Raw genomic sequence first — 24,961 nt, forward strand, 5'->3', positions numbered from 1 at the left:
ATGACCGTCGCCGACCTCGTTTTGACCAACGCCAGGATCACCACGCTTGATCCTGATCACCCTGAAGCCACAGCTATCGCGATGGCGGACGGCAAAATCCTTGCCACCGGGTCAGACGCCGACATCATGCGCAGATACGGCGACGCGAAAAAGGTCATCGACCTTAACAGGCGCCGGGTGATCCCCGGCCTCAACGACAGCCACACCCATGTGATCCGTGGCGGCCTGAGCTACAACATGGAGTTGCGGTGGGAAAACGTGCCCTCCGTGGCCGATGCGCTGGCCATGCTGCGCAGGCAAGCGGCCAACACCCCTTCGCCGCAATGGGTCCGTGTGGTGGGCGGCTGGTCCGAGTTCCAGTTTGCCGAGCGCCGCATGCCGACGCTGGACGAAATCAACGACGCCGCCCCCGACACGCCTGTTTTCATCCTGCACCTTTACGCGCGTGCCATGCTGAACCGTGCTGCGCTAAAAGTGCTGGGCATCGACAGGGACACCCCCAATCCCCCCGGCGGCGAGATCGAGCGCGACGCGAAGGGCAACCCGACTGGTATGTTGATCGCGAAACCGTCTGCGCTGATCCTGTATTCCACATTGGCGCAGGGGCCGAAGCTGCCCATCGAGGACCAGATCAATTCCACCCGTCACTTCATGCGCGAATTGAACCGCCTTGGCGTCACCTCCGTCATTGATGCGGGCGGCGGCGGGCAGAATTACCCCGAAGACTACGATGTCGTGCAAAAACTCAACGACGAGGGCAAGCTGACGCTGCGCATTGCCTATAACCTGTTTGCGCAAAATGCCGGATCGGAACTGTCAGACTACGAACGTTGGATCGGCATGACCGAACCGGGTGCCGGTGACGCAATGCTGCGCATGAACGGCGCAGGCGAGAACCTCGCCTGGTCTGCGGCGGATTTCGAGAATTTCCTTGAGCCGCGGCCCGAGCCCGCGCCTGTGATGGAAGAGGAGCTTGAGAAGATCGTCGAATTGCTGGCCACGAATGAATGGCCTTTCCGCATCCACGCGACCTATGACGAGACCATCGACCGCTTCCTGACTGTGTTCGAGCGGGTGAACGGCAAGACGCCGTTCAAGACACGGTTCATAATCGACCATGCCGAAACGATCAGCCCGCGCAACATCGAGCGGATCAAAGCCCTTGGTGGCGGCATCGCGACCCAGCACCGGATGGCGTTTCAAGGCGAGTATTTCGTCGACCGCTACGGCGCGCAAGCCGCCGAGGCCACCCCGCCTATGCGGGAGATGTTGAAGAACGGCCTGCCTGTTGGTGGCGGCACCGACGCCACCCGTGTGGCGAGCTATGACCCTTGGGTTGCGCTGCACTGGCTGACGACGGGCAAAACCGTGGGTGGCCTGACCCTTTACGGCGAAGATAACCACCTGACCCGCGAAGAAGCACTGGCGATCTGGACGACCGGGTCCGCGTGGTTTTCGGGCGAGCAGGATGTGAAAGGCATGCTCAAGCCCGGCATGTACGCCGATCTGGCCGTTCTGTCAGACGATTTGATGTCTGTGCCTGACAACCGCATCCGCTCCATCACCTCGGTGATGACGGTGGTTGACGGGCGCGTGGTCTACGCGGAAGCGGAGTTTGCCGATCACAGCCCGTCCTTGCCCCCAGCCAGCCCCGACTGGTCGGTCAACGCGACCTTCGCCAGCCCCGGCATGCGCGCCGCACCGCTGTCGCCAGCATCGACAGACATGCGCGCCTGCCATGACGGCTGCGCGTCTGGCTGCGGGATGCACGGCCACGACCATGGCATCGCTTGGGCGAACCCGATTCCCGTGCGCGACAAGAGTGCGTTCTGGGGTGCCCTGGGCTGTTCGTGTTTTGCCGTTTAACCAAGGAGGAAAATTTAATGTCTGACCTGAAAATCACATTTGCCGAAACCGAACTGAAGGGCCGCTACCGCGCCACTTTGGACGGAATTGATGGGGCCGGAGAGCTGATCATCAAGAAAGTATCGCCGACGCTGATCATCGCCGATCACACCGAAGTTCCTGAAACTATGGGCGGACGCGGCGTGGCCCGCGCGCTTGTCGATCGTTTGATTGCGGATGCCCGCGAAAAGGGTCAGCGCATCGTGCCATTCTGCCCCTATGTCCGCGCGTTCGCGAAGAAACATCCGGAGGATGTGGCCGATGTCATCCAGTGGTAAAACCGAGGCGGTCGGCGCGTTCTCTCCGTTCGCGCACACCGCTTTCGCGCTTTTGTGGACCGCGACGCTGATCTCGAACATCGGGACGTGGATGCATGATGTCGGCGCGGGCTGGCTGATGACCACGCTTGATCCGACCCCCGCCGTGGTGACGCTGGTTCAAGCCTCGACCACATTGCCGGTCTTTCTGTTCGCACTGCTGGCTGGCACGCTTGCGGACAGGTTCGACAAGCGGCGCATGTTGATTGTCATCAACCTCTGTCTCACGGTCGTGGTTTTCGTGCTGGCCCTTCTTGTGTGGCAAGAGCTTATGACGCCCGTTCTGCTGATCCTGTTCACGCTGGCGATCGGCACGGGAGCGGCCTTCATGGCGCCGGCCTGGCAAGCGATTGTGCCCAGCCTTGTGCCGCGCGAGAAACTCAAACCCGCGATTGCCCTGAACTCGATGGGTATCAATATCAGCCGCGCCATCGGCCCCGCCGTAGCAGGTGTGCTGATCGCCAGCATCGGGCTCGCGGCCCCTTTCGCGCTGAATGCAGCGAGCCACCTTGTCATTCTTGCGGCGCTGTTCCTGTGGCGACCAACGGACCTACCCGCAAAGAAGAGCCACGGCAGCCTTCTGTCGGAAATGGGCACGGGCCTGCGCCATGTGCGCCATAACCCTGCGATGTTGGCCACCGCCGTTCGCGCCTTGGCGTTCTTTTTGTTTGCCTCCGCCTATTGGTCCCTTCTGCCATTGATTGCGCGCAACGCCGAAGGCGGCGGGTCGGAGCTATACGGCATCTTGATGGCCCTCATCGGCACCGGAGCCGTCGTCGGGGCCTTGCTGCTGCCGCGTCTGTCCAAACGGTTTGACGCGGATATGACCGTGCGCATTGGCACCGCTGGGACAATGGCTGCGCTGCTGGCGATGGCCTTGTCGAGCGCACCCGTCGCCCTGATGGCCGCCGCCTTTGTCGGTGGTCTGTCATGGATAGCTGTTTTGACCTCGTTCAACGTCTCGGCCCAGACCGCATTGCCAAACTGGGTACGCGCCCGAGGCCTTGCGGTGTTCTTGATGGTGTTTTTCGGGTCCATGTCGCTTGGCTCTGTCGTCTGGGGGCAAATTGCCACGATCTTGTCGATCAGGGCCGCATTGGTAATCGCCGCCGCTGGATTGTTGTTCGGCATGCTGGTCACCCGCAAATTTGCGGTGGGCCAAGGCGAAAAGATGGATCTGGACCCTGCCTCTGCCTGGCCCGTGGCCCCCTCCCTCAATGACGGGCAAAGCGACGACCACGCGGCGATGGTGACTGTCGAATACAATATCGACCCAGCCGATGCCGACACTTTCACAGGTCTTGTGAGAGAATTTTCAAAGGAACGGATGCGCGATGGTGCCACGCGGTGGGATATCACGCAAAGTGTCGAGGCACCTGATACTTGGATCGAAGTGTTCCACCTGCCAAGCTGGGCGGAGCATCTGGAGCAGCATGAGCGTGCGACGAAATCCGACATCGACCTGCAACAGAAGATCAAAGAACTCGACCGTCATGGTGAAGGACCCGTGGTGCGACACTACCTCAAGCCCGAGTAACCGCATTGCTCTTACCTGCGGCCCATACTTACCTCTAGGAGATATCAATTGAGCTGGAACCCGACCCAAAACCCCGAATGCCCTGAATCGGACACCAACAGCATTGAAACGCTGATTATCCCCCGCGCCCGCGATCTGGGCGGGTTCGAGGTGCGCCGCGCCCTGCCTTCGCCCAAGCGGCAGATGGTCGGGCCGTTCATTTTCTTCGACCAGATGGGCCCCGCCGAATTCATCAACGAGGGCGGGATCGACGTGCGGCCACACCCCCATATTGGCCTCGGCACCGTCACCTATTTGTATGACGGCGAGTTCGAGCACCGCGACAGCCTTGGCACACATCAGATGATCTATCCCGGCGAGGTGAACTGGATGACGGCCGGTCGCGGCGTCACCCATTCGGAGCGGACCAGCGAGGAGACCCGCGCGGGGCGCAGCAAGCTGTTCGGCATTCAGACATGGATTGCCCTGCCCGAAGACCGCGAAGAGATGGAGCCCGAGTTCGAGCACCACAAGGAAGCCGCCCTGCCCGTCATTACAGACACTGGCATGACGGCCCGGCTGATCCTCGGCAATGCTTATGGCGAGACCAGCCCCGTCACCATGCAATCCGAGACGTTCTATCTGGATGTCGTGCTGGAGGCCGGCGCGTCCTTCCCCCTGCCCGACAACCACGAGGATCGCGGCGTCTACGTGACCGAAGGCAGCATCGAAGTTGCTGGCGACGTCTTTGAGGCAGGCCGCATGATGGTCTTCCGCCCCGGCGACAAGATGACCCTCAAGGCAGGGCCACAGGGCGCACGTCTGATGGCGCTAGGCGGGGCGACGCTGAACGAAAAACGCTATATCTGGTGGAACTTCGTGTCGTCGTCCAAGGACCGGATCGAGCAGGCAAAAGAAGACTGGAACGCGGCCGACTGGGCAAATGGGCCGTTCAAACTGCCCCCCGGCGATGATGCCGAATTCATCGAGATCGACCCTGCTATGAATAGAACGAAACCCAAGGAATGGACGTAACTACGTCTGGTCTGATCTGATGCAAGAGTCCCGGCCGTTTGGCCGGGACGGAACTCTCAACTCCATATGCGATGGGGCGTATCCCCCTAATGAAACCGATATTTCTGCCCGCATACGTCGCATTCCACGGCTGATCTTCTATTTACGCTCTTAGCAAATTTCACGACTTTCAGGCCTCGCTTCTAGGCTCTGAATATTCCGGTAGATTATGGATTGTGGCGTTCACACGAGCAGATCAGTCGGCAAGTTAAAATCCTCATATCTGCGCTTACGGCTCTTGGTTTGGCGCCAGTGATTCGCTGCCGGGCTTTAGGGCGCATTCAAGGAAAATTCTCAGCTTGCAATCTTTGCAAATGTCATCGTCAGCGGCTGCGACGGCGGCCGCAATAGCCTCGGCTTTGTTGTTGTGAAGATTACTGGCTCCAAGCTCGTCGAAGACATGCAATCGCCTCAGGATGGTTAAACTGGGGGCATTCGTTGTGAAGATATGAAAATCAGCCCCCGCCTTTCGGGCCCGCCTGATTTCTTTCAGCAAAAGCCCTGCTCCGGACAGGTCGATTTTCCACAGACCCTTCAGCCCCATGAGCTTGGTCTTGGGGACCCGGTTTCCACCCTCGACCCTGCGGAACTGTTGCTCCACATTTTCGACTGATGCGAAGAACAAGGGGCCGTCCACCCGTATGACGGAGATTTGCGGGCATTCGGGCAGGTTATACCTTGCCGCATTTTTGAACACCCGCCTGCCATTCACGTCCGTCGGTGCCCCAACCGCGACGATCGGATGCGCGCTGTCATACAGAAACACGCAAAGCGACGTGATCACACCAACAACGATTGCCAAATCCAACTCGGTAAAGATGCCGGTTAGAAAGGTCGCCGCCAGGATCGCGGTTTCGCTTTTGTTGGATGTCAGGACGTGGCGGATCTCTGCGAAATTGATCAGGCGGTAGGATACGAACAGGATAACCCCGGCCATGGCAGGGACCGGAACGAACTCGAGGTATGGTGCCAAGACCCAAAGCAGGATCACCAGAAACCCTGCCGCAAAGATTGTCGAGATCGGCGTCTGCGCGCCCGCATCCGCGTTCAAGCCGGAGCGCGTGAACGAGCCGGAGCCTGCATAGCATTGGAAAAAGGAGCCAACGGCATTGGACAAGCCCTGCCCGACCATCTCCTGGCTGGAGTCGTAGGGTTCATCTCGGCGCAGCGCAAAAGATCGACCGATAGAGATTGCCTCAAGCAGGCCGACAAAGGCCACTGTTGCGGCGGCGGGCAGAAGCTCTGCGATCAGGCCGAAAGACAGGTTGGGTGCGCCAATGGTCGGGACAATCGACTGAAGCGGGGCAAACATCGCCACGCCTTTATCAGATGCACCCAAAAGATAGGCCACGCCGGACCCAATCACGAGAGCGATGATATAAGATGGAACCTTCTTGCTGACCTGTGACAGCGCCACAAGAGAGAGGATCGTGACGCCTGAAATGATCAGCGCCGTTATGTTGACCTGACCGAATTTCTCCGCGACATGGATCAACCGCTCGAAAACACCACCGCCGTCCCCGCGTTCAATCCCCAATGCGCCCCCGATCTGGCTGGCCGCAATCAAAAGGGCCGCGGCCGCCGTAAAGCCGATCAGCACGGAATGGGAAATGAACGAGATCAGGCCGCCCATTTTGAAAATACCGGCAATGATCTGGATCGTCCCGACCATGAATGTCAGGGTCAACACCATGGCAATGTATGTCTGGCTGCCGGGGGCTGCGAATTGCGACATGGAGGCAAAAATGACCGCCGAAATCGCAGTGGTGGGGCCGGACACCATTATCATGGACGAGCCCCAGATCCCCGCGATCAACGCCACGAACACGGCGGTAAACAGCCCGAATTCCGGTGGCAGCCCGGCGATGATGGCAAACGCCACCCCTTGCGGCAAAACGATAGCCGCGTTGGTCAAGCCCGCGATTGCGTCAGCCTTCAGGGTGCCTGTGGTGACCTGTCGAAACCACGGGCGGACCGGGTTTAGCGAGGACAGCAGTGCGATCAGTCGATGGTGCATTCGAAAATCCTGAGCGCTCGCGGTTGGTTTAGGTGTCTGGCGGCGTATCCCTGACAGGGTTACTCTTTTTGCTCTGACCCGGACGCTGCAAGCGCTGTCCGAAACTCCTCCTCGGTGGCGAATCCGATCACCACACCGGCTTTCGCCTCACTTAGATCAACCCCGCGGGCTTCAATCTGGGCATCTGACATTGTCGTGCGCTGGCTGGTGCGGCGGCTCCATTGGAACAGCAGGTCTTCCAGCCGACGACACTCGCTTGCGTAGTCGGGATTGCCCCCCAGATCGTTGAGTTCATCGGGGTCGGCGTCAAGGTCGAACAGCATCGGGCGGAACCCTTCGGAAAAGATATATTTCCAGCGCCCATCAAACAGCATTGTCAGCTTTGCATCTGCAACGTCGACACCCAAACGGCGACGCGCCTGCCGGAATGAGTAGTCATATTCCGAGATGACGAAATCCTTAATGGTCTCGCGCTCGCCATGCAGTAGCGGCAAAAGTGAGCGTCCCTCAATGATGTGACCGACTTGGGCGCCGTCGAAGTAATCCAGAATTGTCGGCACCACATCAATCGCCTCGACCAGAGATGTCGATACTGTTCCGCGCGTGGGGTCGGCCTCTTTGCTCGGGTCGACGACGATCAGCGGAATACGGGACGACGGGTCATGGAAAAGCTCCTTTTCTCCCAGCCAGTGATCCCCCAGATAGTCGCCGTGGTCCGAGGTGAACACGATCATTGTGCTGTCGGTCAGACCTTGGGCATCAAGGAATTTCATCAACTCGCCCATCTGGTCGTCGATCTGCTTGATCAGACCCATATAGGCGCCGATAACTTTCGTGCGGGTCGTTTCGTTCGTGAAGGCCTTCGACACACGTTCCTCCATGAACGCGCCGAATACCGGATGGGGATCTTCGCGCTCCGCTTCACTGCGCACGACAGGCAGATGCGTCTCAGGGGGGTACATATCGTGGTAGGGCGCGGGCACAATGTAGGGCCAGTGCGGCTTGATATAACTCAGATGAAGACACCAAGGGCTGTCACCGGATTCCCGGATAAAATCCATCGCCCGGCGCGTGATATAGGGCGTTTCGCTGTCCTCGTCCGGTGCGCGCGCGGCGATGTCGGAGTTGTCCAGAAACCACCCGCTGAGGATGTTTCCGTCGTCGTCCTCGCCGCTATTGGCCACACTGTCCCAAGGGTTTTCATCCTCCCAGCCGCGCTCCTTCATATAGTCGTCGTAATTCTTGTTGCGCTTGCCGTAGTTGGAATTCGGATGCAGCCCGTCATCACGCTCATAGGGCTCAAAGCCGCATTCCGACACCAGCGCGCCGATCTGGCTGTCTGGCGCCAGCCCGAGGCGTTTCATGCCCTCCACGTCAGCCGCCATATGGGTTTTGCCGCAAAGTGCCGTGCGAACCCCCAGCGGGCGCAAGTGATCGCCCAGCGTCATTTCGCCAACTTTCAGGGGAACATTGTTCCAGGTCGAGCCGTGCGAACTGACATAGCGCCCGGTATAAAACGACATCCGCGACGGGCCGCAGATCGTTGACTGAACATATGCGCGGTCAAAACGAACGCCGCGTTTTGCAAGTGCATCTATGTTGGGGGTGTGCAAATCAGGATGACCCGCGCAGGACAGATAGTCCCAACGGAGTTGATCGCACATTATGAAAAGCACATTCTTCGACATCGTGGTCCCTGATATTATGTTCGTGACCGGCGGTCGGGGCCTGATGAGCCCCGACCAAACCCTTTAGCCTTTGGCAACGTCGGGTATGTCGACACCAAGCTCGGTCAGGGCGCGCAGGGAACCCGGGTGCAGCGGCATGTCGATATCCTTGACCGCCGTTTCAGGAGAGATCGCCCGCAACCAAGGCGAGCTTTCGCCAGCCTCTTCAACGCCCGCATAGAACGCCTTTGTCATCTGGTAGATCATGTCTTCGTCGGCAGCCTCGTTGCACACGATGCCGACGGTAACGCCCAATGTGGTAACGTCGCTCTCGTTGAGCTGATTGTCGCCGTAAACGCCCGCGGGCAAGGTGGCAGCACTGAAGCCCGGACGTCCCACCAGTTTTTGCACAGCTTCTGTTTCAAGCTTGTCTGCCGGAATTCCCAAGAAACGGATCTGGTTCGTCACCGCAATTTGCGTCAGTGCCGGGCTTGGGGCGTTCGTGGGATTGCAATAAACGTCCAGATTGCCGTCCTGGAAAGCCGCCGCTGCGGCGTCCCAACCCAGACCGACAGCTTCGTAGTCGGTGCCCTCCTCAAGACCGGCCACAGCTTTGAACAGCCGCTGCATCGTCGCATAAGCCGCGCCGCCGGGGGGGCCGAGGAAGACGCGTTTGCCCTTGATCTCATCCATTGATGTGATGCCGGACGATCCGTAGACTGCGATGTGGTAGACGCCCATCGGGAAGTTCAGCACGGTCCGAAGTTTCGTAACCAGCTCTGGTGCCTGCTTGATCTTTTCGTACATGGCCGCCTGATCGCGCATCAACGCGTGAATGGCAGGTGACGACATGCAGAAATCGCTTTTCCCCATCGCCACCTCAAGAACGTGGCGCGTTGCAGCACCCGTCGCGTTCAGCTGGATCTCGTAGTCCGGCAACGTCCGGTTGATGATATTTGCGAAGGTCGTCATTACAAGATTCGGGCTGGTGCCCGGGCCAAGCGTCGACATACGCAGCAGCTCTTTGGCGAATGCCATTCTCGGCAGCGCGGTAAGGGCAGCAGCCCCGACCGTGGTCGCGAGAAGCCCACGGCGTGTTAGGTTCGTGTCAGTCATGAAAAAAATCCTCCTCTGGATCATGAATTTTCTGGGATCAGGAAATTTCCAAACCTGACCATTGAGAAAAGCGCGATGGTGCCGGCGACAGCGATCCACGAAACCCACGGTCCGAAGAACAAAAGGGCCATCGCAAGGGCAAGCCCAATCGGGGCATAGCGCGCTTTTCCTTTAGCGGGGTAGCAGGCCCGCGAGATCAGCAGCACTGCAAGGGTTACAAACACGATGGACTGCGCCGAATCCAACAGGTCATAGCCCGTGCCCAAAAGCATTGCGGGTTGGTAGATGAACGCGAACGGGATCACAAAACCCGGCAAGGCCAGACGGGAGGCCTCGACCGCGGTTCGCATCGCGCCAGCCCCCGCGATAGGCGCCGCCGCAAAAGCCGCGAGCGCGACCGGCGGCGTGACCGCTGACAGAACGCCGAAATACAGAACGAACATATGGGTGTGAATGATCGGCACGCCCAGTTTCTGCAACGCCGGTCCCATCACGAGAACGATGATAAGATAGGCTGGCACCGTCGGCATACCCATGCCCAACAACAGGCAGGCAAGGGCCATAAGCAGCAACGACACCACCAACTGCCCCTCGGCATAGCTGGCAACAAGCGACGCGAACCGCAATCCAACGCCGGTCAGGTTCAGGATGCCGATGATGATGCCCACAGAGCCAACAATCACCACCAGTTGAGCCGAAATCATTCCGGCTGAGCGGACGAATTTTAACCACGAGGGTATGCTGCTCAACAAATCTGGCCTCAACGCAAAGCCTAGAACCGCGGCAAAGGCGACGCCGATGAAGCCGGAATAAGCAGGTGAGGACCCCCCAACCATTGCGACGACGATTGCCGTCAACGAAAGCATGAACACGATAATCTGCGCGACCTCGCGCCACGCGAAACTCAGCTTTGGCTGCTCGGATGTGTCAAGGTCCATGTCCCGTGCGGCGCTGGAAATCGACATGAACAACCCGGCATAATAAAGAATTGCGGGAATTGTCGCGGCAGCGCAGATCGTCAGATAGGGCTGGCCCGTGACGTCTGCCATGATGAAGGCCACCGCCCCCATGATCGGCGGCGTGATCTGTCCCCCGCTAGACGCGGCGGCTTCTACCGCTCCTGCGAAATGCGACTTGAACCCCCGCTTCTTGATCAGCGGGATCGTGATAACACCCGTTCCGACCACGTTGGCAACCGCGCTTCCTGAGATCGTGCCGAACAATCCGCTTGCGACCGTGGCCGCGGCGGCAGGGCCGGACCGCACGCGACCGGTGGCAGCCAGCGCGAGTTTGACCAGCACCAGGTCAATTGTCAGAAGCTCCAGAACAGCGCCGAAGATGATGAAGATGAGAATGGTCGACACAACCGTTGCCATGGGTCGACCGAACACACCATCGAAGGAAAACCACAGGACTTGAACCAATTCTTCCGAGGTCATTCCGGCATGACGCATAAACCCGGGCGCAAGATGCCCGAATGCGCCATAAATCAGAACGACGGCCGCGACCACTGCCATGACCATCCCGACCGACCGGCGCGTCAACTCGATCACCGCGATCAACCCGAGCAGACCCAGCCAGATATCCGCGGAAGTCAGGAAATAGAGCCCTGTCTCGATCTCGGACGCCGCCCGGAAATACTGGTAAACCGCGACGCTCAGGCAGGCCGCGGTGACCAAAGCAAGAAGCCGTCCTATCAGGCCTTCGTCTCGTTCTATTTGCGTCAGCAGGATCAGCAAACCACTGACCAACAGCATCCCGACACGAAGGTAGGATTCACTGAACACACCAAAAACAGAGACGTAAAAAACCACGACGATGATCAAACTAGCCAACGCTAGGATCAACCCGCTAACGGATGAGGAAAGCCTATTCGGCATGGTGTTCTCCCATTTCAACGCTTTTTAGTGGCTCTAGAATCGGTACATTCCGCCACATCGCATCTTTTTTTTTATGCTAGACATTGATCGGTTTCTGGTCGATTTTTTATTTCACCAGGTGGAACAAAGATGGCCAAGTTAAATCGCTCAGTCGAGCGCAGCATAAAAATTTTGGAGGCCATTTCGGGTAATGGTCTGGGTTCATTAGCCTTTTTGGCAGAGCGCACAGGCCTGCCCAAAGCCACCATCTCGCGGATTTGTGCAACGCTGGTCAGCCAAAGATGGCTGTCCCAGAGCCGTAGCGATGGCAGATACCGGATCGGCCCCGGCTTCCCGCGCCTAGGCGGCGAGCCAGATTCGGTCGGTGCCCTGATTGAAGCCGCCAAGCTAGAGATCGTGGACCTGTCGGAACGCACCGGCCTTGGAGTGGATCTGGCAGCCTCAATCGGCAACGGGCGCGTGGAAATCGTCGACACAACGCGGCAATTCTCCCAACACGGTATTTTTCCCGACTGTATCGGGTATCGCCCCTCCCCGTTTCGATCCGCCTTGGGAAGCGCCTTTCTCGGTGCGCTGGAGGCGAAAGACATCGCCAGATTTTCAGCCGATTTATCCCGGCATACCAGCGGGAAGGATCGGGAGGCGGCATTGAGCTTCCCGCAGAAACTTAGGGATATGCGAATAAATGGCTATGCCGCACGGGAGGCGGGGTATTGGGGGCGTGCGGTCGACTATGGCGGGATTCCCCGCGCGATCGGCGTTGCTATTCGGGCAGATAGTCGGGTCGTCGGTGCCATAAATCTGGTGTGGCTTGCCGAACGGTCTAGCGTGGAAGCCGTAGCTGACGCGCATCTTGAACGGCTCAGCCTTGCCGCCAAGACAATCGGGGACAACCTGGCGGCGGGCGGCGAAGGCCTTACCTCACCAACGTAATGAACAGCCGCGCACCGACGGGCTGTTCAGCAACTATGCCCCGTTAGACCCAGGGAAGGACCTCGCCTTTTCCCTGCTCTCGTAGATGTGGGTGCGTGCGTCGGGGAATACCTCGCCCAATTTCATCCGCATGAAAGCCGAGCCGGAGTAGCGCGAGACGTTTCGGTAAAAGCGTTCTGTCAGGCCGTCCACCATCTTGGCCCAGTCGCTGACAAGCGCCTCGTCAATGCGAAAACCATCGTAATTGACGACGACATTGACCGGTTTGCCATATGCGACACAGGCTTCTGCCACCAGACGTTCAACAAGTTTGACCTCGTCGAGCGTGCGGATGCGCATCTTTTCGAAGTTGAGGAACAACTGGCCCAGATTGGGGTCAATCGCGATGCGGTCCGGCAGATCAAGATGCAAAAGATCAATGCGCAAGTCCATCTCTCCATTGCGGAAGATGCGGGCGTCCATGAGGGTGACCTCATTCACAATCGGGCGCACATCCATGAGGCCCAGAATATCACGATCAAGGTCGATCCCGGGGGCGATTTCTTTCAACTCCAAGCCGTTCGTTGTGAGCTCGAACACGCACCGCTCGGTCACATAAAGAACCGGTTGCCCCAGCCGTGCGGCGCGCGCCCCCGAGAACGAGATCTGCTCCACATGGTCAAGGAACTTGCGCGCCCGCCCCTCTTGGCGGATCTCGACCCCGTCGTCGCCAATATGCACATCCAGACCCTGCGCCGTGAAGGTGCCTGCGAACACCACCGCGCGGGCGTTCTGGCTGATGTTGATAAATCCGCCCGCCCCCGCAAGCCGGGTCCCGAACCGCGACACGTTCACGTTGCCCACCGCATCCGCCTGCGCGAGGCCAAGGCAGGCCATATCAAGGCCACCGCCATCATAGAAATCAAACTGGTTGTTCTGCGGGATCACCGCGTCTGTATTGACCGCCGCGCCAAAATCCAGCCCAGAGGCAGGTTGCCCGCCAATCACACCCGGCTCCGCCGTCAGGGTCAGGTGCTCCAACAGGCCTTCTTCAGCCGCGACCGAGGCGACCCCTTCGGGCATCCCGATGCCCAGATTGACCACGCCGTTGACCGGCAACTCGAACGCACAGCGACGGGCGATCACCTTGCGGGCATCCAGCGGCAAGGCAGGGATTTCGCCCGACGGCGGGCGGATGCGGTTGGTGAAGGCTTGGCTAAAGGCCGTGCTGTAGGTTTGCAGGTGGTTTTCAGGTTTCGAGACGACGATGGCATCCACAAGGATACCCGGAATATGGACGTCCCGCGCGGGCAAGGACCCCGCCCGCGCCACGCGTTCGACCTGAACGATGACCACGCCGCCCGCATTATGGACGGCCATGGCCTGCGCAAGGTTGTCGATGGTCAGGGCCTCCCGCTCCATCGTGACATTGCCCGTCTCGTCTGCGGTGGTGCCGCGCAGCAGCGCCACGGTCAGGTTATGCGAGGGATAGAACAGGATTTCTTCGCCGCCGATCTCCATCAGCTCGACCTGAGGGTCCGTAGAGATGGAGTTGACCGCCCCCCCGCCCTGTCGCGGGTCAACAAAGGTCTCCAGACCCACCTTCGACAGCATCCCCGGCTTGCCCGCTGCGATATCGCGGTACAGTTGGCTGATCACACCTTGGGGCAGGTTCCAGCCCTCGATCTTACCCTCGGTGGCCAGCTTCGCGACTTTAGGGATCAGACCCCAATGGCCGCCAACCACGCGCTTCAGCAACCCCTCATGCCCCAGCCGGTTCAAGCCTCGATCTTTGCCGTCGCCTTGCCCTGCGGCAAACACCAGTGACAGGTCGCGCGGATGATCCGTTTCCAGAAATCGGGTCTCAATGGCGGCCAACAGCTCATCCGGCACACCGATCCCGACAAAACCGGACGTCGTAACCGTATCGCCATCCTTGACCAAGGCGGCAGCTTCGGCGGCGGAAACGACCTTGCCAGCCCTCATGCTGCGGTCCCGCTGATGTTCAGGACTACGTTTGCGCCTGCTTGCGCAAACCCGCGCGACTGCCCCAGCCCAATGCCAGAGGTCGAACCGGTGATCACTGCCGTTTTACCAGTCGGGTCAGTCATGAATCCGTTTCCTCAAGTTGTGAACATTCCACGTGCTGCTGCGCGCGGGGTCGTGTTGATGTCGCTTCACCCAAGCAGATCATCACGGGCCTCGATATCCATGGGCGGACGATTCGCAGCTTCAGGGTGCTTGTCCAATTCATCGTGCAGACGCTCCATCAAGACGTATAGCTGGTGCCTGTCGACCTCTGAAAACCCGCCCAAGATGTTTTCCTCAAACGAGCGGGCCTCTCGGGTGATGCCCTTCAGCACGTCAAACCCCGCCTCGGTCAATTCGATTTCAACCAAGCGCTGATCTTGCACGCTTGCTGTTTTGGCGACCAGTCCGGTGTCCTCCAGCTTGGACACGGCCCGACTGACCGTAGGCTTTTCAAAATTCACGCATTTGTGGATTTCGCGTACCGACATCTTTTCGCGTCGCGCCACATGCACAAGCACCCTCCATTCGGGGATCGAAAGACCGTAGCGGTCACCGTAAACTTTCGAAAGCAGCTTACTGATACGGGACGACAGAATGGCAAGCTGATAAGGCAGAAAATATGATAAGTTGAAATCGTCGGATTTCATGGCGGCACAAGCTCCGAATTTTTCGTTTCACAAGAAATGATATTGACATTATCGCTTCGTGCAAGGAGAAACGTTCCCAATGAAACGATTTCGCTTACCTTACGGCAGGCGACAGCACACAGCAATTGGCCCGCAACATATGGTCCGGGTCGATCCAAAGCAGGAGAATCATCCATGGCCAAAGCATTCGCATCTCAAGGAGACATGGGTGAGAAGAACATCAGCTTTACAGAGGTCGGCGAAGGACTTTGGGCCTTTACCGCCGAAGGTGATCCCAACAGCGGTGTAATCATTGGCGACGATTCCGTGATGATCGTAGAAGCGCAGGCCACCCCACGGCTTGCAAACAAGGTGATCGAAAAGGTGCGCGAGATCACCGACAAGCCGATCAGCCACGTGGTTTTGACCCACTACCACGCCGTGCGTGTGCTGGGCGCGTCGGCTTTCGATGCGGACCAGATCATCATGGGCGACACCGCCCGCGCCATGGTCGTGGAGCGTGGTCAGGAAGACTGGGACAGCGAGTTTCAACGCTTCCCGCGCCTGTTCGAAGGCCACGAAAGCATCCCCGGCCTGACATGGCCGACCACCACATTCAGCGACAGCATGACCGTCTATCTGGGCAACCGCCGCGTCGATCTGATGCATCTGGGCCGCGCACATACCGCAGGTGACATTGTCATTCACGTCCCCGACGAGAACGTCATGTTTACCGGCGATATCGTGGAATACCATTCCGCCTGCTATTGCGGCGATGGCCATTTCGGCGACTGGGGCCATACGCTCGACAACATCGCATCCTTCGATGTGGACGCGATTGCGCCGGGGCGCGGTGACGCGCTGGTCGGCAAAGACATGGTCAACGCGGCGCTGGAAAACACACGGGATTTCGTCGAAAGCACCTATTTTCCGGCCGCGCGTGTCGCCGCCAAAGGCGGCAGCCTGAAAGACGCATGGGACGCGGTGCGCGAAGTCTGCGATCCGAAATTCAAGGACTATGCGATCTACGAGCATTGCCTGCCCTTCAACGTGGCCCGCGCCTATGACGAAGCGCGCGGCATCGACACGCCACGCATCTGGACGGCGCAGCGCGATCTGGAGATGTGGGATGCATTGCAGGGCTAAAACGCCCCAAGGGAGGATGCACAATTATGTTCGACGACAGGTATACTCTGGCCTTCAAGGCCTACCCTTATGAGCGCTCGTCCGATCAGGATCAGGAGGCCCCAGTACGTCACCCCGTCGTGATTATGGGGGGCGGTCCGGTGGGCATCGCCACAGCCCTTGATCTGGGGCGGCAGGGCATTCCCGTGCTGGTTCTGGACGACCACGAAGGCGTCGGCATGGGCAGCCGTGCGATTTGTTTTGCCAAGCGCAGCCTCGAAATTGCCGACCGCTATGGATGCGGGGACGCGATGCTGGAAAAGGGCGTCGTGTGGAATGTCGGCAAGGTGTTTCATCAGGACCGACAGGTGTTCGAGTTCAACCTGCTGCCGGAAGAAGGCCACAAGTTCCCCGCCTTCATCAACATGCAGCAGCCCTATTTCGAGCAGTTCATGATCGAACGGGCCCGCGCCTTGCAGGCCGAGGGCGCGCCGATCCAGATCCGCGGCAAGAACCGGGTTGATACGGTGCAGGTCAAGGACGATCACGTCGTCCTGACTGTCATGACGCCCGACGGCCCCTACACGCTTGAGGCCGACTGGCTGATCGGCTGCGACGGTGCCGCCTCTCCGCTACGCCGCATGATGGGTCTGGATTTCACCGGACGGGTGTTTCAGGACAGCTTCCTGATTGCCGACATCAAGATGAAGGGCAACACCAAGTTCCCGACCGAGCGTTGGTTCTGGTTCGACCCGCCCTTCAAGTCGGGCGCCTCTACCTTGCTGCACAAGCAGCCCGATGACGTCTGGCGCATTGATTTCCAGATCGGCTGGGACGTCGATCGTGCCGAGGAGATGAAAGAAGAAAACATCCGCGCGCGTCTGGATGCGATGCTGGGGCCGGATGTCGAATATGAAATGGTCTGGTCGTCGATCTACACCTTCCAGTGCAAGCGGATGGAGCATTTCCGGTCCGGCCCCGTCCTGTTCGCCGGAGACGCGGCGCATCAGGTGTCACCTTTCGGGGCACGCGGCGCAAATTCGGGCATGCAGGATGCCGACAATCTGGGTTGGAAACTGGGATTGGTCATCAAGGGCAAGGCACCTGAAACGCTGCTGGACAGCTATGACACAGAGCGGGTCTACGGCGCGGACGAGAACATCCTGAACTCCACGCGCTCCACCGATTTCATCACGCCGAAATCCGAGATCAGCCACATCTTCCGTGACGCTGTTCTGACCCTCAGCGAACATCATGAATTCGCCCGGCCCCTGGTCAACTCCGGCCGACTGAGCGTGCCTTGCACCTACGATGGCTCGGCGCTGAATTCGCCCGATGCACTGGATGGACCCGCCCGCACACGCCCCGGATCCCCCTGCCCCGATGCCCCGCTGGGTGACGGGTTCCTGTTGCGCCATTTGGGCAATGATTTCACCCTGTTGACGATTGACGCAGACGCGCCTGACACTCTGGAAGAAGACGGCATCACCATCCGCCGCGTTGCGGTATCCGCCAAAGACGATGCGTCCGGTCAACTGGCGACACGCTATCTGGGTGACGCGGGCTCTGCCGTTTATCTGATCCGTCCCGATCAGCATGTCGCCGCGCGCTGGCCCAGCTTCGACGAGACATCAGTCCGGCAGGCCCTGCGCCGCGCGATCGGAAAGGACAACTGATATGGGCACTCTGAACCTCAAAGCGAATATCGACCGGCCAGATGATTTTTATGAGGCGCTACTGAACGCGCATGACGGGATGTCCAAAGCCCAAAGTGATGCCTTCAATGCGCGGCTCATATTGATACTGGCCAATCATATCGGCGACCGCGAGGTGCTCAACGAAGCCCTCGCAAAAGCCGCAGAATAAAAACACTTCAAGGGAGAACTACACCAATGAAAATCAAGACCAAAATGCTCGCGCTGCTTGCCGGGGCAGCTTTCACGGCCACCAGCTTTGCAACACTCGCCTCTGCCGAAACCCAACTGGCCCTTTCGAGCTGGCTGCCTCCGCGGCATCCAATTGTCGTCGGCGCGATCAAGCCTTGGGCCAAACAGGTCGAGGAAGTCACCGAAGGCCGCGTCACCGTGCGGGTTCTGGCCAAGCCAATGGGGCCACCGCCCGCCCATTACGATATGGCCGCCGACGGGATTGCAGACATAACCTATGGCCTGCACTCTTTCACTACCGACGACCGGTTCAGCCGCTCCCGCATCGGCCAGTTTTCGTTCATCGGGGATGATGCGGTGTCGGGCTCCAAGGCGTTCTGGAACGTCTACTCGGGACCACTTGAAGCCCAGAAAGAGCACGAAGGCGTCAAGCTGTTGGGCCTGTTCGTGCATGGGCCGGGCATTTTTCACAATAACGCGCGCAAGATCGAAAAAACCGAAGACTTTGCCGGACTGAAAGTTCGTGTGCCCGGCGGCTATGTGTCGGAACTGCTGACCGATCTGGGTGCCACGACGCTGTTCATGTCCTCTACCGAGGTCTACGAGAAGCTGTCGCGCGGCGTGATTGACGGCGTCACCTTTACCTACGAGGCGTTGACCGCGTTCAAACTGACCGACGACATCAAATACTCCATGCGGGTTCCCGGCGGGATCTATAACACCACATGGTTCATGGTGATGAACGAAGGCAAGTGGAACGAGATTTCCGAAGAGGACCGCGCCGCGATTGACGCCATCTCCGGCGAAGCGTTTGCCGAACTTGTGGGCACCGCGTGGAATGATGCCGATACGAAAGCACTGGAAGCGATCGATGCAGCAGGCATCGAAATCTATGACGCGCCCGATGGCGTCTTGGCCGACATCAAGACGCTGGCTGCCAAGCATGAAGCGGCATGGGCCGAAGCGATCAGCGGTGACGGATATGACGGCGTCGCGGCTCTCGAAGAATTGCGCAAGCAATCCGGCGTGGACTACTAAGCAATGGAAAAGCTGCGACACCGGTTTCCAAACCAGCCCCCTCGGGACGGGGGGCTGGATATCGGCCTCTTGCTGGACCGGACCCTTGGGGTCGGTGCCGCGGTTATTCTGCTTGTGCTCGCCCTTATCACCTGCATCGACGTGATCGGGCGTTACTTCCTTGACGCACCGCTGTCAGGCGCTTTCGAGATGACGGAGCTGCTGCTTGCGGCCCTCGTCTTCATGGCGCTGCCCCTGACCACGGAACGCAACGAGCATGTCGAGGTTGATCTGCTCAACATGGCGCTCCGCCCGCGGTCCCAGCGGTGGTTGTCGGCCTTTGCCGGACTGTTCTCGGCGGCTTTGCTGGCGACATTCTCATGGCGGCTATTCACCCACGCCTACCAGTCTGCGGTAGATGGCGCGGTGACCAACGCACTGCAAATTCCCCTTGCGCCCTTTGGCTACTTGGCCGGCGCAGCCTGCCTGCTATCGGCGTTTATCGCCTTCCTGCGCGGGGTCCAGCCGCCTTTCGAACATCCCGGTGACGAGGATCATTTAGAGGGCGCACCATGACTGAATCACTGATCGGTTTTGCCATTCTGCTTGCGCTCATCTTGCTGCGCGTGCCGATTGCCTTCGCCATGTCGGCAGTTGGCGGCATCGGATTTGCCTTGATGCGCGGCTGGGAGCCCGCCTGGGCAATGACGGGCCAAGTGGCCTTTGATACCGCGCTGTCCTACAGCCTGTCGGTTATTCCGTTGTTCATCTTCATGGGCAACATTCTAGCCGGATCAGGTGTGGCACAGGGCCTTTTTGCAGGGGCTAACCGCCTGTTTGGCCGGATGCGCGGCGGGCTGGCAATGGCGTCGGTATTTTCCTGCGGCGGCTTTTCTGCGGTCTGCGGATCGTCGCTCGCCACTGCTGCAACCATGTCCAAGGTCGCCATGCCCTCCATGCGGCGGTTCGGGTATGACGACAAACTTGCCACCGGGTCGATTGCGGCTGGCGGCACGCTGGGCATCCTGATCCCGCCCAGCGTCATCCTCATCATCTACGGCCTGCTGACCGAAACCAACATCGCCAAACTGTTCATTGCGGGCATCATCCCCGGCATCATCGGGGTTGCGCTCTATCTGGGTGCGGTGATGGTCGCCGTGCGGCTGAACCCCGCGCTGGCCCCCAAGCAAGCCGACCCCGAGCCTCTGAGCCGGAGCGACATGATCGGCCTGTTCAGCGTTCTGGGCCTGTTCCTGTTTATCATGGTCGGCATCTACGGCGGGTTCTTCACCCCGACCGAGGCAGCGGGCATGGGTGCCGGTGCATCCGTCGTGATCGCGGCCGTTTTGCGCACCATGTCGTGGCGCGAATTTTTCGACGCCACGATGGACAGCGTCAGGGCCACGGCAATGATCTTTGCCATCATCATCGGGGCCGAGCTGTTTACGAACTTCATCAACTTTGCAGGGCTGCCCGATGCGTTGGCCGGGTTCGTCGTCGACAACGAACTTCCCGTCTGGGCGGTTATCGCCTTTATCATCGTGGTCTACATGCTCCTTGGCTGCGTGCTGGAAAGCCTGTCGATGATCCTGCTAACGGTGCCGGTGTTCTATCCGCTGATGTTTGAGCTGCAATTCGCCAACGAGCTGCTGCTGGACCCTGAAAACGCGCTGATCTGGTTTGCCATTGTCGTGGTTGTCGCCACCGAGATCAGTTTGATCACGCCACCTGTCGGCATGAATGTTTTTGTGCTGAAGGGGGTTCTGAAAGACGTCTCGCTTGGCACAATCTTTAAAGGTGTGTTTCCGTTTTGGGTCGCTGACATTTTGCGTTTGACCCTGTTGATCCTCGTCCCCTCTCTGTCTTTGTGGTTGGTCGGGGCGATGTAGATCTGCGCGGCCAAGTGGTCGCGCCCTAAATCTCAACCTATCTGTCTGCTCGGAAAGGAAAAGCAAATGAAAATCGAACAAATTCATCACGTTGCCTACCGTTGTAACGATGCCAAAGAAACCGTCGAATGGTACGGCAAGATGCTGAACATGGACTTTATTCTGGCGATTGCCGAGGACAAGGTGCCATCCACCCATGAGCCGGACCCCTATATGCACCTGTTTCTGGATGCAGGAAACGGCAACGTGCTGGCCTTTTTTGAGTTGCCGACAAAGCCGAAAATGGGCCGCGATCCCAACACGCCGGTATGGGTACAGCACATCGCTTTCAAGGTGAAAGACCGCGATACCCTGATCGAATTCAAAGAGCATCTTGAGGCCAATGGCGTCGAGGTTCTGGGCATCACCGACCACTCGCTGTTCCACTCGATCTACTTCTTCGATCCCAGCGGTCACCGCATCGAACTGGCCTGCCCCGATCCCGAAGAGGAGGCCATGCTGGCGCGTATGGACGAAGTGAAATGGGATATGCTCGAAGAATGGTCGCAAACCAAGAAAGCCCCCAAGCACGCCGACTGGCTGCACGCCAAAGAGCTTGAGAAAAACACCTGAACCAAACCCGCCCGCGCCAAGGATCGCCTTGCGCGGGCTACCTCAGACAGACGGAGACGCGCGATGAAAGACATGGATATCAGCCCGCTGGTACAGGCGGACGGCAAAACGACCACGCCCGGTTATATGCCCGGTTTCGGCAATGACTACGAGACCGAAGCCCTGCCCGGCGCGTTGCCTCAGGGTATGAACAGCCCGCAGAAATGCAACTACGGGTTGTATGGCGAGCAGTTGTCCGGCACCGCCTTTACCGCGCCCAGCCACCAGAACGAACGCACATGGTGCTACCGCATCCGGCCATCGGTCAAGCATTCGCACCGCTATGAAAAGATCGACGTACCCTACTGGAAAACCGCACCCAATGTTGTGGAGGACGTGACCAGCCTTGGCCAATACCGCTGGGATCCGGTCCCCCATACCGACGAGCCGCTGACATGGCTGACGGGCATGCGCACCATGACCACGGCGGGGGATGTGAATACCCAAGTCGGCATGGCCAGCCACATCTATCTGGTGACCGAGAGCATGGTCGACAGCTATTTCTATTCCGCCGACAGCGAATTGCTGGTCGTGCCGCAGGAAGGCCGTTTGCGGTTCTGCACCGAGTTGGGTGTGATCGACATTGAGCCCAAGGAAATCGCAATCCTGCCCCGGGGCCTTGTCTACCGCGTCGAGGTTCTTGAAGGTCCAGCCCGCGGCTTTGTCTGCGAAAACTACGGCCAGAAATACGAACTGCCCGGCCGTGGCCCCATCGGGGCCAACTGCATGGCCAACCGCCGCGACTTCAAAGCGCCGGTTGCAGCGTTCGAGGACCGCGAGGTGCCGTCGACCCTGACGATCAAATGGTGCGGTCAGTTCCACGAGACCAAGATCGGCCACTCACCGCTGGACGTGGTCGCATGGCACGGCAACTACGCCCCGGTCAAATATGACCTCAGCGACTACTGCCCTATCGGCGCGATCCTGTTCGACCACCCCGATCCGTCGATCTTCACCGTGTTGACCGCCCCTTCCGGCGTTCCCGGCACCGCAAATATCGACTTCGTCCTGTTCCGCGAACGCTGGATGACCATGGAGGACACGTTCCGCCCGCCATGGTACCACAAGAACGTCATGTCGGAGATGATGGGCAACATTTATGGCCAATACGATGCCAAGCCCGACGGCTTTGCGCCGGGCAGCATAAGCCTGCACAACATGATGCTGCCGCACGGGCCGGACCGCAATGCGTTTGAAGGGGCGTCCAACGCAGATCTGAAGCCGGAGAAGCTGGACAACACCATGTCCTTCATGTTCGAGACCCGCTTCCCGCAGCACCTGACCGAATTTGCCGGAAAAGAGGCCCCCTTGCAGGATAACTATATCGACTGCTGGGCGGATCTTGAGAAGAAGTTCGACGGCACGCCGGGCAAGAAGTAGTGGCGATGTTGACGCTCTATTCTTACTGGCGCTCCACCACATCCTACCGGGTGCGGGTGGCGCTGAACCTCAAGGGTCTGGCCTATGACACGGTCCCTGTGAACCTTGTGGCAGGCGAACAGCGCGAGCTAGACTATGTGGCGAAGAACCCCGTAAAAGGGGTTCCGACGCTGGTCCTTGAGGACGGCACGGTATTGACCCAATCGCTGGCGATACTGGACTATCTGGACCACCTCGCCCCGGACCCTGCCCTGTTGCCAAATGACCCGTTGTTACGGGCCAGGGTTCAGGCAGCAGCGCACACCATTGCAATGGAAATTCATCCAGTGAACAACCTCAAGGTCGTTGGCCACCTGAAGTCCGAATACGGGCTGACGGCGGATCAAGGCACCGAGTGGATGCGCCACTGGATGACCGAAGGTTTCCATGCCTATCAGGCGCTATTGCCTGATCGCAGCGGGTTCAGCTTTTCGGACACCCCGCTGCTGTGCGACATCTGCCTAGTCGCCCAGCTTTACAACGCACACCGTTGGGGGGTCGACATGACGCCCTTCGCCCGACTGCTCGAAATCGAAGAACACGCCATGAAACTGCCGGCTTTCGAGGCTGCACGCCCCGAAAATCAGCCAGACGCTACCTGAAGGAATTCATATGACACAGCTACTCCGCTCTTGGGTCGAGACCGCCAATTCGGCAGATACCGACTTCCCGCTCAACAACCTGCCTTACGGGGCTTTTCGCGTCGGCGGCGGGGATCTGCACGCAGGCGTGGCCATCGGCGATCAAATCCTTGACGTAACAGCTCTGGAAAAGGCCGGTCTGTTGGACCTGCCCGAAAGCGGCGTGTTTGCCCGTGGCACATGGAATGACTTCATGGCCTTGGGACCAGATGTCTGGGCCAGCTTCCGCAAATTTCTGACAGAAGCCCTGAGCGAAGGTGCTGCACAGAAGTCCGACCTTGAAGGCCATCTGGTGGCGATGGGCAAGGCGACGCTGGAAATGCCGTTCACCGTCACCGAATTCACCGACTTCTACGCAGGTCGCCATCACGCCTTCAACGTGGGCTCGCTCTTCCGCGATCCAGCCAATGCCCTGCCGCCAAACTGGCTGCATATCCCGATTGGTTATAACGGTCGCGCGTCCTCCGTCGTGGTCAGTGGCACGGATGTCACCCGTCCCAACGGCCAGCTGAAATCCCCCGATATGGACATGCCGGTCTTCGAGGCCTCCAAACGCTTCGATCTGGAGCTTGAGATGGGCGCCATCGTCGGCAAGCCGTCAAAAGGCCGCGTCAGCGTGCAAGAAGCCGACGACATGATCTTCGGCTATGTGTTGCTGAACGACTGGTCCGCGCGCGATATTCAGGCGTGGGAATACGTGCCGCTCGGCCCGTTTCAGGCCAAGGCGACCGCCACCACAATCAGCCCGTGGATCGTGACGAAACCGGCGCTAGAGCCTTTCCGCGCCTCGACCCCGCCGCGCGAAAAAGAGCTGCTGCCCTATCTCAAAGAACCCGGCCCGATGCTCTATGACATCGATCTGGAAGTGGGTCTCGCCCCCGAAGGCAAGGCCGAGACGATCCTGTCGCGCACGAACTACAACGTGATGTATTACTCTGCCGCGCAGCAGTTGACCCACCACACCACCAGCGGCTGCCCGATGCGGGTGGGCGATTTGTTGGGGTCCGGCACAATTTCGGGGCCGGAAAAGGAAAATCGCGGCAGTTTGCTGGAACTCAGCTGGGGCGGCAAGGAACCCCTGACGCTGGACACCGGCGAGACGCGCACATTCCTGGAAGACGGCGACACCTTGACCCTGCGCGGAGTGGCCAAAGGCGACGGATACCGGATCGGGTTCGGAGACTGCGCAGGCACGTTGCGGCCAGCGCCCGCTCTGGATTAAACGAAAAGATCGCCGCAGGGTTCATTCCTGCGGCGATCATCCACGGCTTT

21 protein-coding genes and 1 pseudogene are annotated in these 24,961 nt (G+C 59.2%); 15 read left to right on the forward strand and 7 right to left on the reverse strand.

The window, feature by feature from the left end:
* The 4 genes from THALAR_RS09605 to THALAR_RS09620 are packed head-to-tail and all read left to right on the forward strand — an operon-like array spanning position 1 to position 4,773.
* Positions 1-1,866, forward strand: a complete 1,866-nt coding sequence (locus tag THALAR_RS09605; protein WP_021101342.1) for an amidohydrolase — start codon at positions 1-3, stop codon at positions 1,864-1,866.
* Positions 1,867-1,883: 17 nt separating this feature from the next.
* Positions 1,884-2,183: a GNAT family N-acetyltransferase gene (locus THALAR_RS09610; RefSeq protein WP_021101343.1), complete on the forward strand. Its 300-nt coding sequence runs from the start codon at positions 1,884-1,886 to the stop codon at positions 2,181-2,183.
* On the forward strand, positions 2,167-3,759 hold the full coding sequence (locus THALAR_RS09615) for an MFS transporter (RefSeq protein ID WP_021101344.1): 1,593 nt from the start codon (positions 2,167-2,169) through the stop codon (positions 3,757-3,759). The genes THALAR_RS09610 and THALAR_RS09615 overlap by 17 nt, the downstream gene beginning before the upstream one ends.
* 48 nt (positions 3,760-3,807) lie before the next feature.
* Entirely contained in the window at positions 3,808-4,773 is a 966-nt protein-coding gene (locus tag THALAR_RS09620) for a pirin family protein (protein WP_021101345.1), read from the forward strand.
* A 268-nt stretch (positions 4,774-5,041) separates the two neighbouring features.
* On the opposite strand, the gene THALAR_RS09625 is transcribed toward THALAR_RS09620, so the two are convergent.
* The 4 genes from THALAR_RS09625 to THALAR_RS09640 all read right to left on the reverse strand — a co-directional run bounded on the left by THALAR_RS09625 (position 5,042) and on the right by THALAR_RS09640 (position 11,492).
* Positions 5,042-6,829 (reverse strand): SulP family inorganic anion transporter, encoded by a 1,788-nt coding sequence (locus tag THALAR_RS09625; protein WP_021101346.1) that lies wholly within the window; start codon positions 6,827-6,829, stop codon positions 5,042-5,044.
* 59 nt (positions 6,830-6,888) lie between these two features.
* Positions 6,889-8,493: an alkaline phosphatase family protein gene (locus THALAR_RS09630; protein WP_245622409.1), complete on the reverse strand. Its 1,605-nt coding sequence runs from the start codon at positions 8,491-8,493 to the stop codon at positions 6,889-6,891.
* A gap of 87 nt (positions 8,494-8,580) precedes the next feature.
* Positions 8,581-9,612: a TAXI family TRAP transporter solute-binding subunit gene (locus THALAR_RS09635; protein WP_040818296.1), complete on the reverse strand. Its 1,032-nt coding sequence runs from the start codon at positions 9,610-9,612 to the stop codon at positions 8,581-8,583.
* A 20-nt stretch (positions 9,613-9,632) separates the two neighbouring features.
* Complete coding sequence (locus THALAR_RS09640) at positions 9,633-11,492, reverse strand: TRAP transporter permease (RefSeq protein ID WP_040818297.1); 1,860 nt, start codon at positions 11,490-11,492, stop codon at positions 9,633-9,635.
* A 129-nt stretch (positions 11,493-11,621) separates the two neighbouring features.
* Here THALAR_RS09640 and THALAR_RS09645 point away from each other — a divergent pair, with 129 nt between their 5' ends.
* Positions 11,622-12,425 carry an IclR family transcriptional regulator gene (locus tag THALAR_RS09645; protein WP_021101350.1) on the forward strand — a complete coding sequence of 268 codons (804 nt, stop codon included), beginning with the start codon at positions 11,622-11,624 and terminating at the stop codon, positions 12,423-12,425.
* A 33-nt stretch (positions 12,426-12,458) separates the two neighbouring features.
* Here the strand turns inward: THALAR_RS09645 and THALAR_RS18410 are convergent, their stop codons facing one another.
* The 3 genes and pseudogenes from THALAR_RS18410 to THALAR_RS09655 form a co-directional block, all read right to left on the reverse strand.
* Positions 12,459-14,390: an acetyl-CoA--acetoacetyl-CoA transferase subunit alpha gene (locus THALAR_RS18410; protein ID WP_021101351.1), complete on the reverse strand. Its 1,932-nt coding sequence runs from the start codon at positions 14,388-14,390 to the stop codon at positions 12,459-12,461.
* Positions 14,391-14,407: 17 nt separating this feature from the next.
* Positions 14,408-14,515, reverse strand: a pseudogene (locus THALAR_RS18415) (3-hydroxybutyrate dehydrogenase); the annotation flags it as partial.
* A 66-nt stretch (positions 14,516-14,581) separates the two neighbouring features.
* The gene (locus THALAR_RS09655) at positions 14,582-15,082 is read right to left on the reverse strand and encodes a MarR family winged helix-turn-helix transcriptional regulator (protein ID WP_021101353.1); all 501 of its coding nucleotides are present in this window, start codon (positions 15,080-15,082) and stop codon (positions 14,582-14,584) included.
* Positions 15,083-15,256: 174 nt separating this feature from the next.
* On the opposite strand from THALAR_RS09655, the gene THALAR_RS09660 reads away from it, so the two are divergent.
* The 10 genes from THALAR_RS09660 (at position 15,257) to fahA (ending at position 24,911) form a co-directional block, all read left to right on the forward strand.
* On the forward strand, positions 15,257-16,207 hold the full coding sequence (locus THALAR_RS09660; protein ID WP_021101354.1) for an MBL fold metallo-hydrolase: 951 nt from the start codon (positions 15,257-15,259) through the stop codon (positions 16,205-16,207).
* A gap of 26 nt (positions 16,208-16,233) precedes the next feature.
* Entirely contained in the window at positions 16,234-17,862 is a 1,629-nt protein-coding gene (locus THALAR_RS09665; protein WP_021101355.1) for an FAD-dependent oxidoreductase, read from the forward strand.
* Position 17,863: 1 nt separating this feature from the next.
* Positions 17,864-18,052 carry a DUF2783 domain-containing protein gene (locus THALAR_RS09670; protein WP_021101356.1) on the forward strand — a complete coding sequence of 63 codons (189 nt, stop codon included), beginning with the start codon at positions 17,864-17,866 and terminating at the stop codon, positions 18,050-18,052.
* A 26-nt stretch (positions 18,053-18,078) separates the two neighbouring features.
* Positions 18,079-19,110 carry a TRAP transporter substrate-binding protein gene (locus THALAR_RS09675; RefSeq protein ID WP_021101357.1) on the forward strand — a complete coding sequence of 344 codons (1,032 nt, stop codon included), beginning with the start codon at positions 18,079-18,081 and terminating at the stop codon, positions 19,108-19,110.
* Between the two features lie 3 nt (positions 19,111-19,113).
* Entirely contained in the window at positions 19,114-19,665 is a 552-nt protein-coding gene (locus tag THALAR_RS09680) for a TRAP transporter small permease (RefSeq protein WP_021101358.1), read from the forward strand.
* Positions 19,662-20,978: a TRAP transporter large permease gene (locus THALAR_RS09685; RefSeq protein WP_021101359.1), complete on the forward strand. Its 1,317-nt coding sequence runs from the start codon at positions 19,662-19,664 to the stop codon at positions 20,976-20,978. The genes THALAR_RS09680 and THALAR_RS09685 overlap by 4 nt, the downstream gene beginning before the upstream one ends.
* A gap of 66 nt (positions 20,979-21,044) precedes the next feature.
* On the forward strand, positions 21,045-21,590 hold the full coding sequence (locus THALAR_RS09690) for a VOC family protein (RefSeq protein ID WP_021101360.1): 546 nt from the start codon (positions 21,045-21,047) through the stop codon (positions 21,588-21,590).
* 63 nt (positions 21,591-21,653) lie between these two features.
* Positions 21,654-23,009, forward strand: coding sequence for a homogentisate 1,2-dioxygenase (gene hmgA / locus THALAR_RS09695; RefSeq protein WP_021101361.1), 1,356 nt, complete (start codon positions 21,654-21,656; stop codon positions 23,007-23,009).
* Between the two features lie 5 nt (positions 23,010-23,014).
* Positions 23,015-23,650, forward strand: a complete 636-nt coding sequence (maiA, locus tag THALAR_RS09700) for a maleylacetoacetate isomerase (protein WP_021101362.1) — start codon at positions 23,015-23,017, stop codon at positions 23,648-23,650.
* 10 nt (positions 23,651-23,660) lie between these two features.
* A complete protein-coding gene (gene fahA, locus THALAR_RS09705) occupies positions 23,661-24,911 on the forward strand; it encodes a fumarylacetoacetase (RefSeq protein ID WP_021101363.1) in 1,251 nt (416 codons plus the stop codon).
* The last annotated feature ends 50 nt before the right edge of the window (positions 24,912-24,961 follow it).

The organism is Litoreibacter arenae DSM 19593 (genome assembly GCF_000442275.2).
Taxonomy (GTDB): domain Bacteria; phylum Pseudomonadota; class Alphaproteobacteria; order Rhodobacterales; family Rhodobacteraceae; genus Litoreibacter; species Litoreibacter arenae.

What these genes read in the sequence shown, in the direction of transcription:
- hmgA (WP_021101361.1), top strand. Translation starts at nt 21,654, where the DNA reads ATGAAAGACATGGATATCAGCCCGCTGGTACAGGCGGACGGCAAAACG.
- THALAR_RS09685 (WP_021101359.1), top strand. Translation starts at nt 19,662, where the DNA reads ATGACTGAATCACTGATCGGTTTTGCCATTCTGCTTGCGCTCATCTTG.
- THALAR_RS09655 (WP_021101353.1), bottom strand. Translation starts at nt 15,082, where the DNA reads ATGAAATCCGACGATTTCAACTTATCATATTTTCTGCCTTATCAGCTT.
- maiA (WP_021101362.1), top strand. Translation starts at nt 23,015, where the DNA reads ATGTTGACGCTCTATTCTTACTGGCGCTCCACCACATCCTACCGGGTG.
- fahA (WP_021101363.1), top strand. Translation starts at nt 23,661, where the DNA reads ATGACACAGCTACTCCGCTCTTGGGTCGAGACCGCCAATTCGGCAGAT.
- THALAR_RS09670 (WP_021101356.1), top strand. Translation starts at nt 17,864, where the DNA reads ATGGGCACTCTGAACCTCAAAGCGAATATCGACCGGCCAGATGATTTT.
- THALAR_RS09625 (WP_021101346.1), bottom strand. Translation starts at nt 6,829, where the DNA reads ATGCACCATCGACTGATCGCACTGCTGTCCTCGCTAAACCCGGTCCGC.
- THALAR_RS09610 (WP_021101343.1), top strand. Translation starts at nt 1,884, where the DNA reads ATGTCTGACCTGAAAATCACATTTGCCGAAACCGAACTGAAGGGCCGC.
- THALAR_RS09635 (WP_040818296.1), bottom strand. Translation starts at nt 9,612, where the DNA reads ATGACTGACACGAACCTAACACGCCGTGGGCTTCTCGCGACCACGGTC.
- THALAR_RS09605 (WP_021101342.1), top strand. Translation starts at nt 1, where the DNA reads ATGACCGTCGCCGACCTCGTTTTGACCAACGCCAGGATCACCACGCTT.
- THALAR_RS09675 (WP_021101357.1), top strand. Translation starts at nt 18,079, where the DNA reads ATGAAAATCAAGACCAAAATGCTCGCGCTGCTTGCCGGGGCAGCTTTC.
- THALAR_RS09630 (WP_245622409.1), bottom strand. Translation starts at nt 8,493, where the DNA reads ATGTGCGATCAACTCCGTTGGGACTATCTGTCCTGCGCGGGTCATCCT.
- THALAR_RS09665 (WP_021101355.1), top strand. Translation starts at nt 16,234, where the DNA reads ATGTTCGACGACAGGTATACTCTGGCCTTCAAGGCCTACCCTTATGAG.
- THALAR_RS09615 (WP_021101344.1), top strand. Translation starts at nt 2,167, where the DNA reads ATGTCATCCAGTGGTAAAACCGAGGCGGTCGGCGCGTTCTCTCCGTTC.
- THALAR_RS09680 (WP_021101358.1), top strand. Translation starts at nt 19,114, where the DNA reads ATGGAAAAGCTGCGACACCGGTTTCCAAACCAGCCCCCTCGGGACGGG.
- THALAR_RS09645 (WP_021101350.1), top strand. Translation starts at nt 11,622, where the DNA reads ATGGCCAAGTTAAATCGCTCAGTCGAGCGCAGCATAAAAATTTTGGAG.
- THALAR_RS09640 (WP_040818297.1), bottom strand. Translation starts at nt 11,492, where the DNA reads ATGCCGAATAGGCTTTCCTCATCCGTTAGCGGGTTGATCCTAGCGTTG.
- THALAR_RS09660 (WP_021101354.1), top strand. Translation starts at nt 15,257, where the DNA reads ATGGCCAAAGCATTCGCATCTCAAGGAGACATGGGTGAGAAGAACATC.
- THALAR_RS18410 (WP_021101351.1), bottom strand. Translation starts at nt 14,390, where the DNA reads ATGAGGGCTGGCAAGGTCGTTTCCGCCGCCGAAGCTGCCGCCTTGGTC.
- THALAR_RS09690 (WP_021101360.1), top strand. Translation starts at nt 21,045, where the DNA reads ATGAAAATCGAACAAATTCATCACGTTGCCTACCGTTGTAACGATGCC.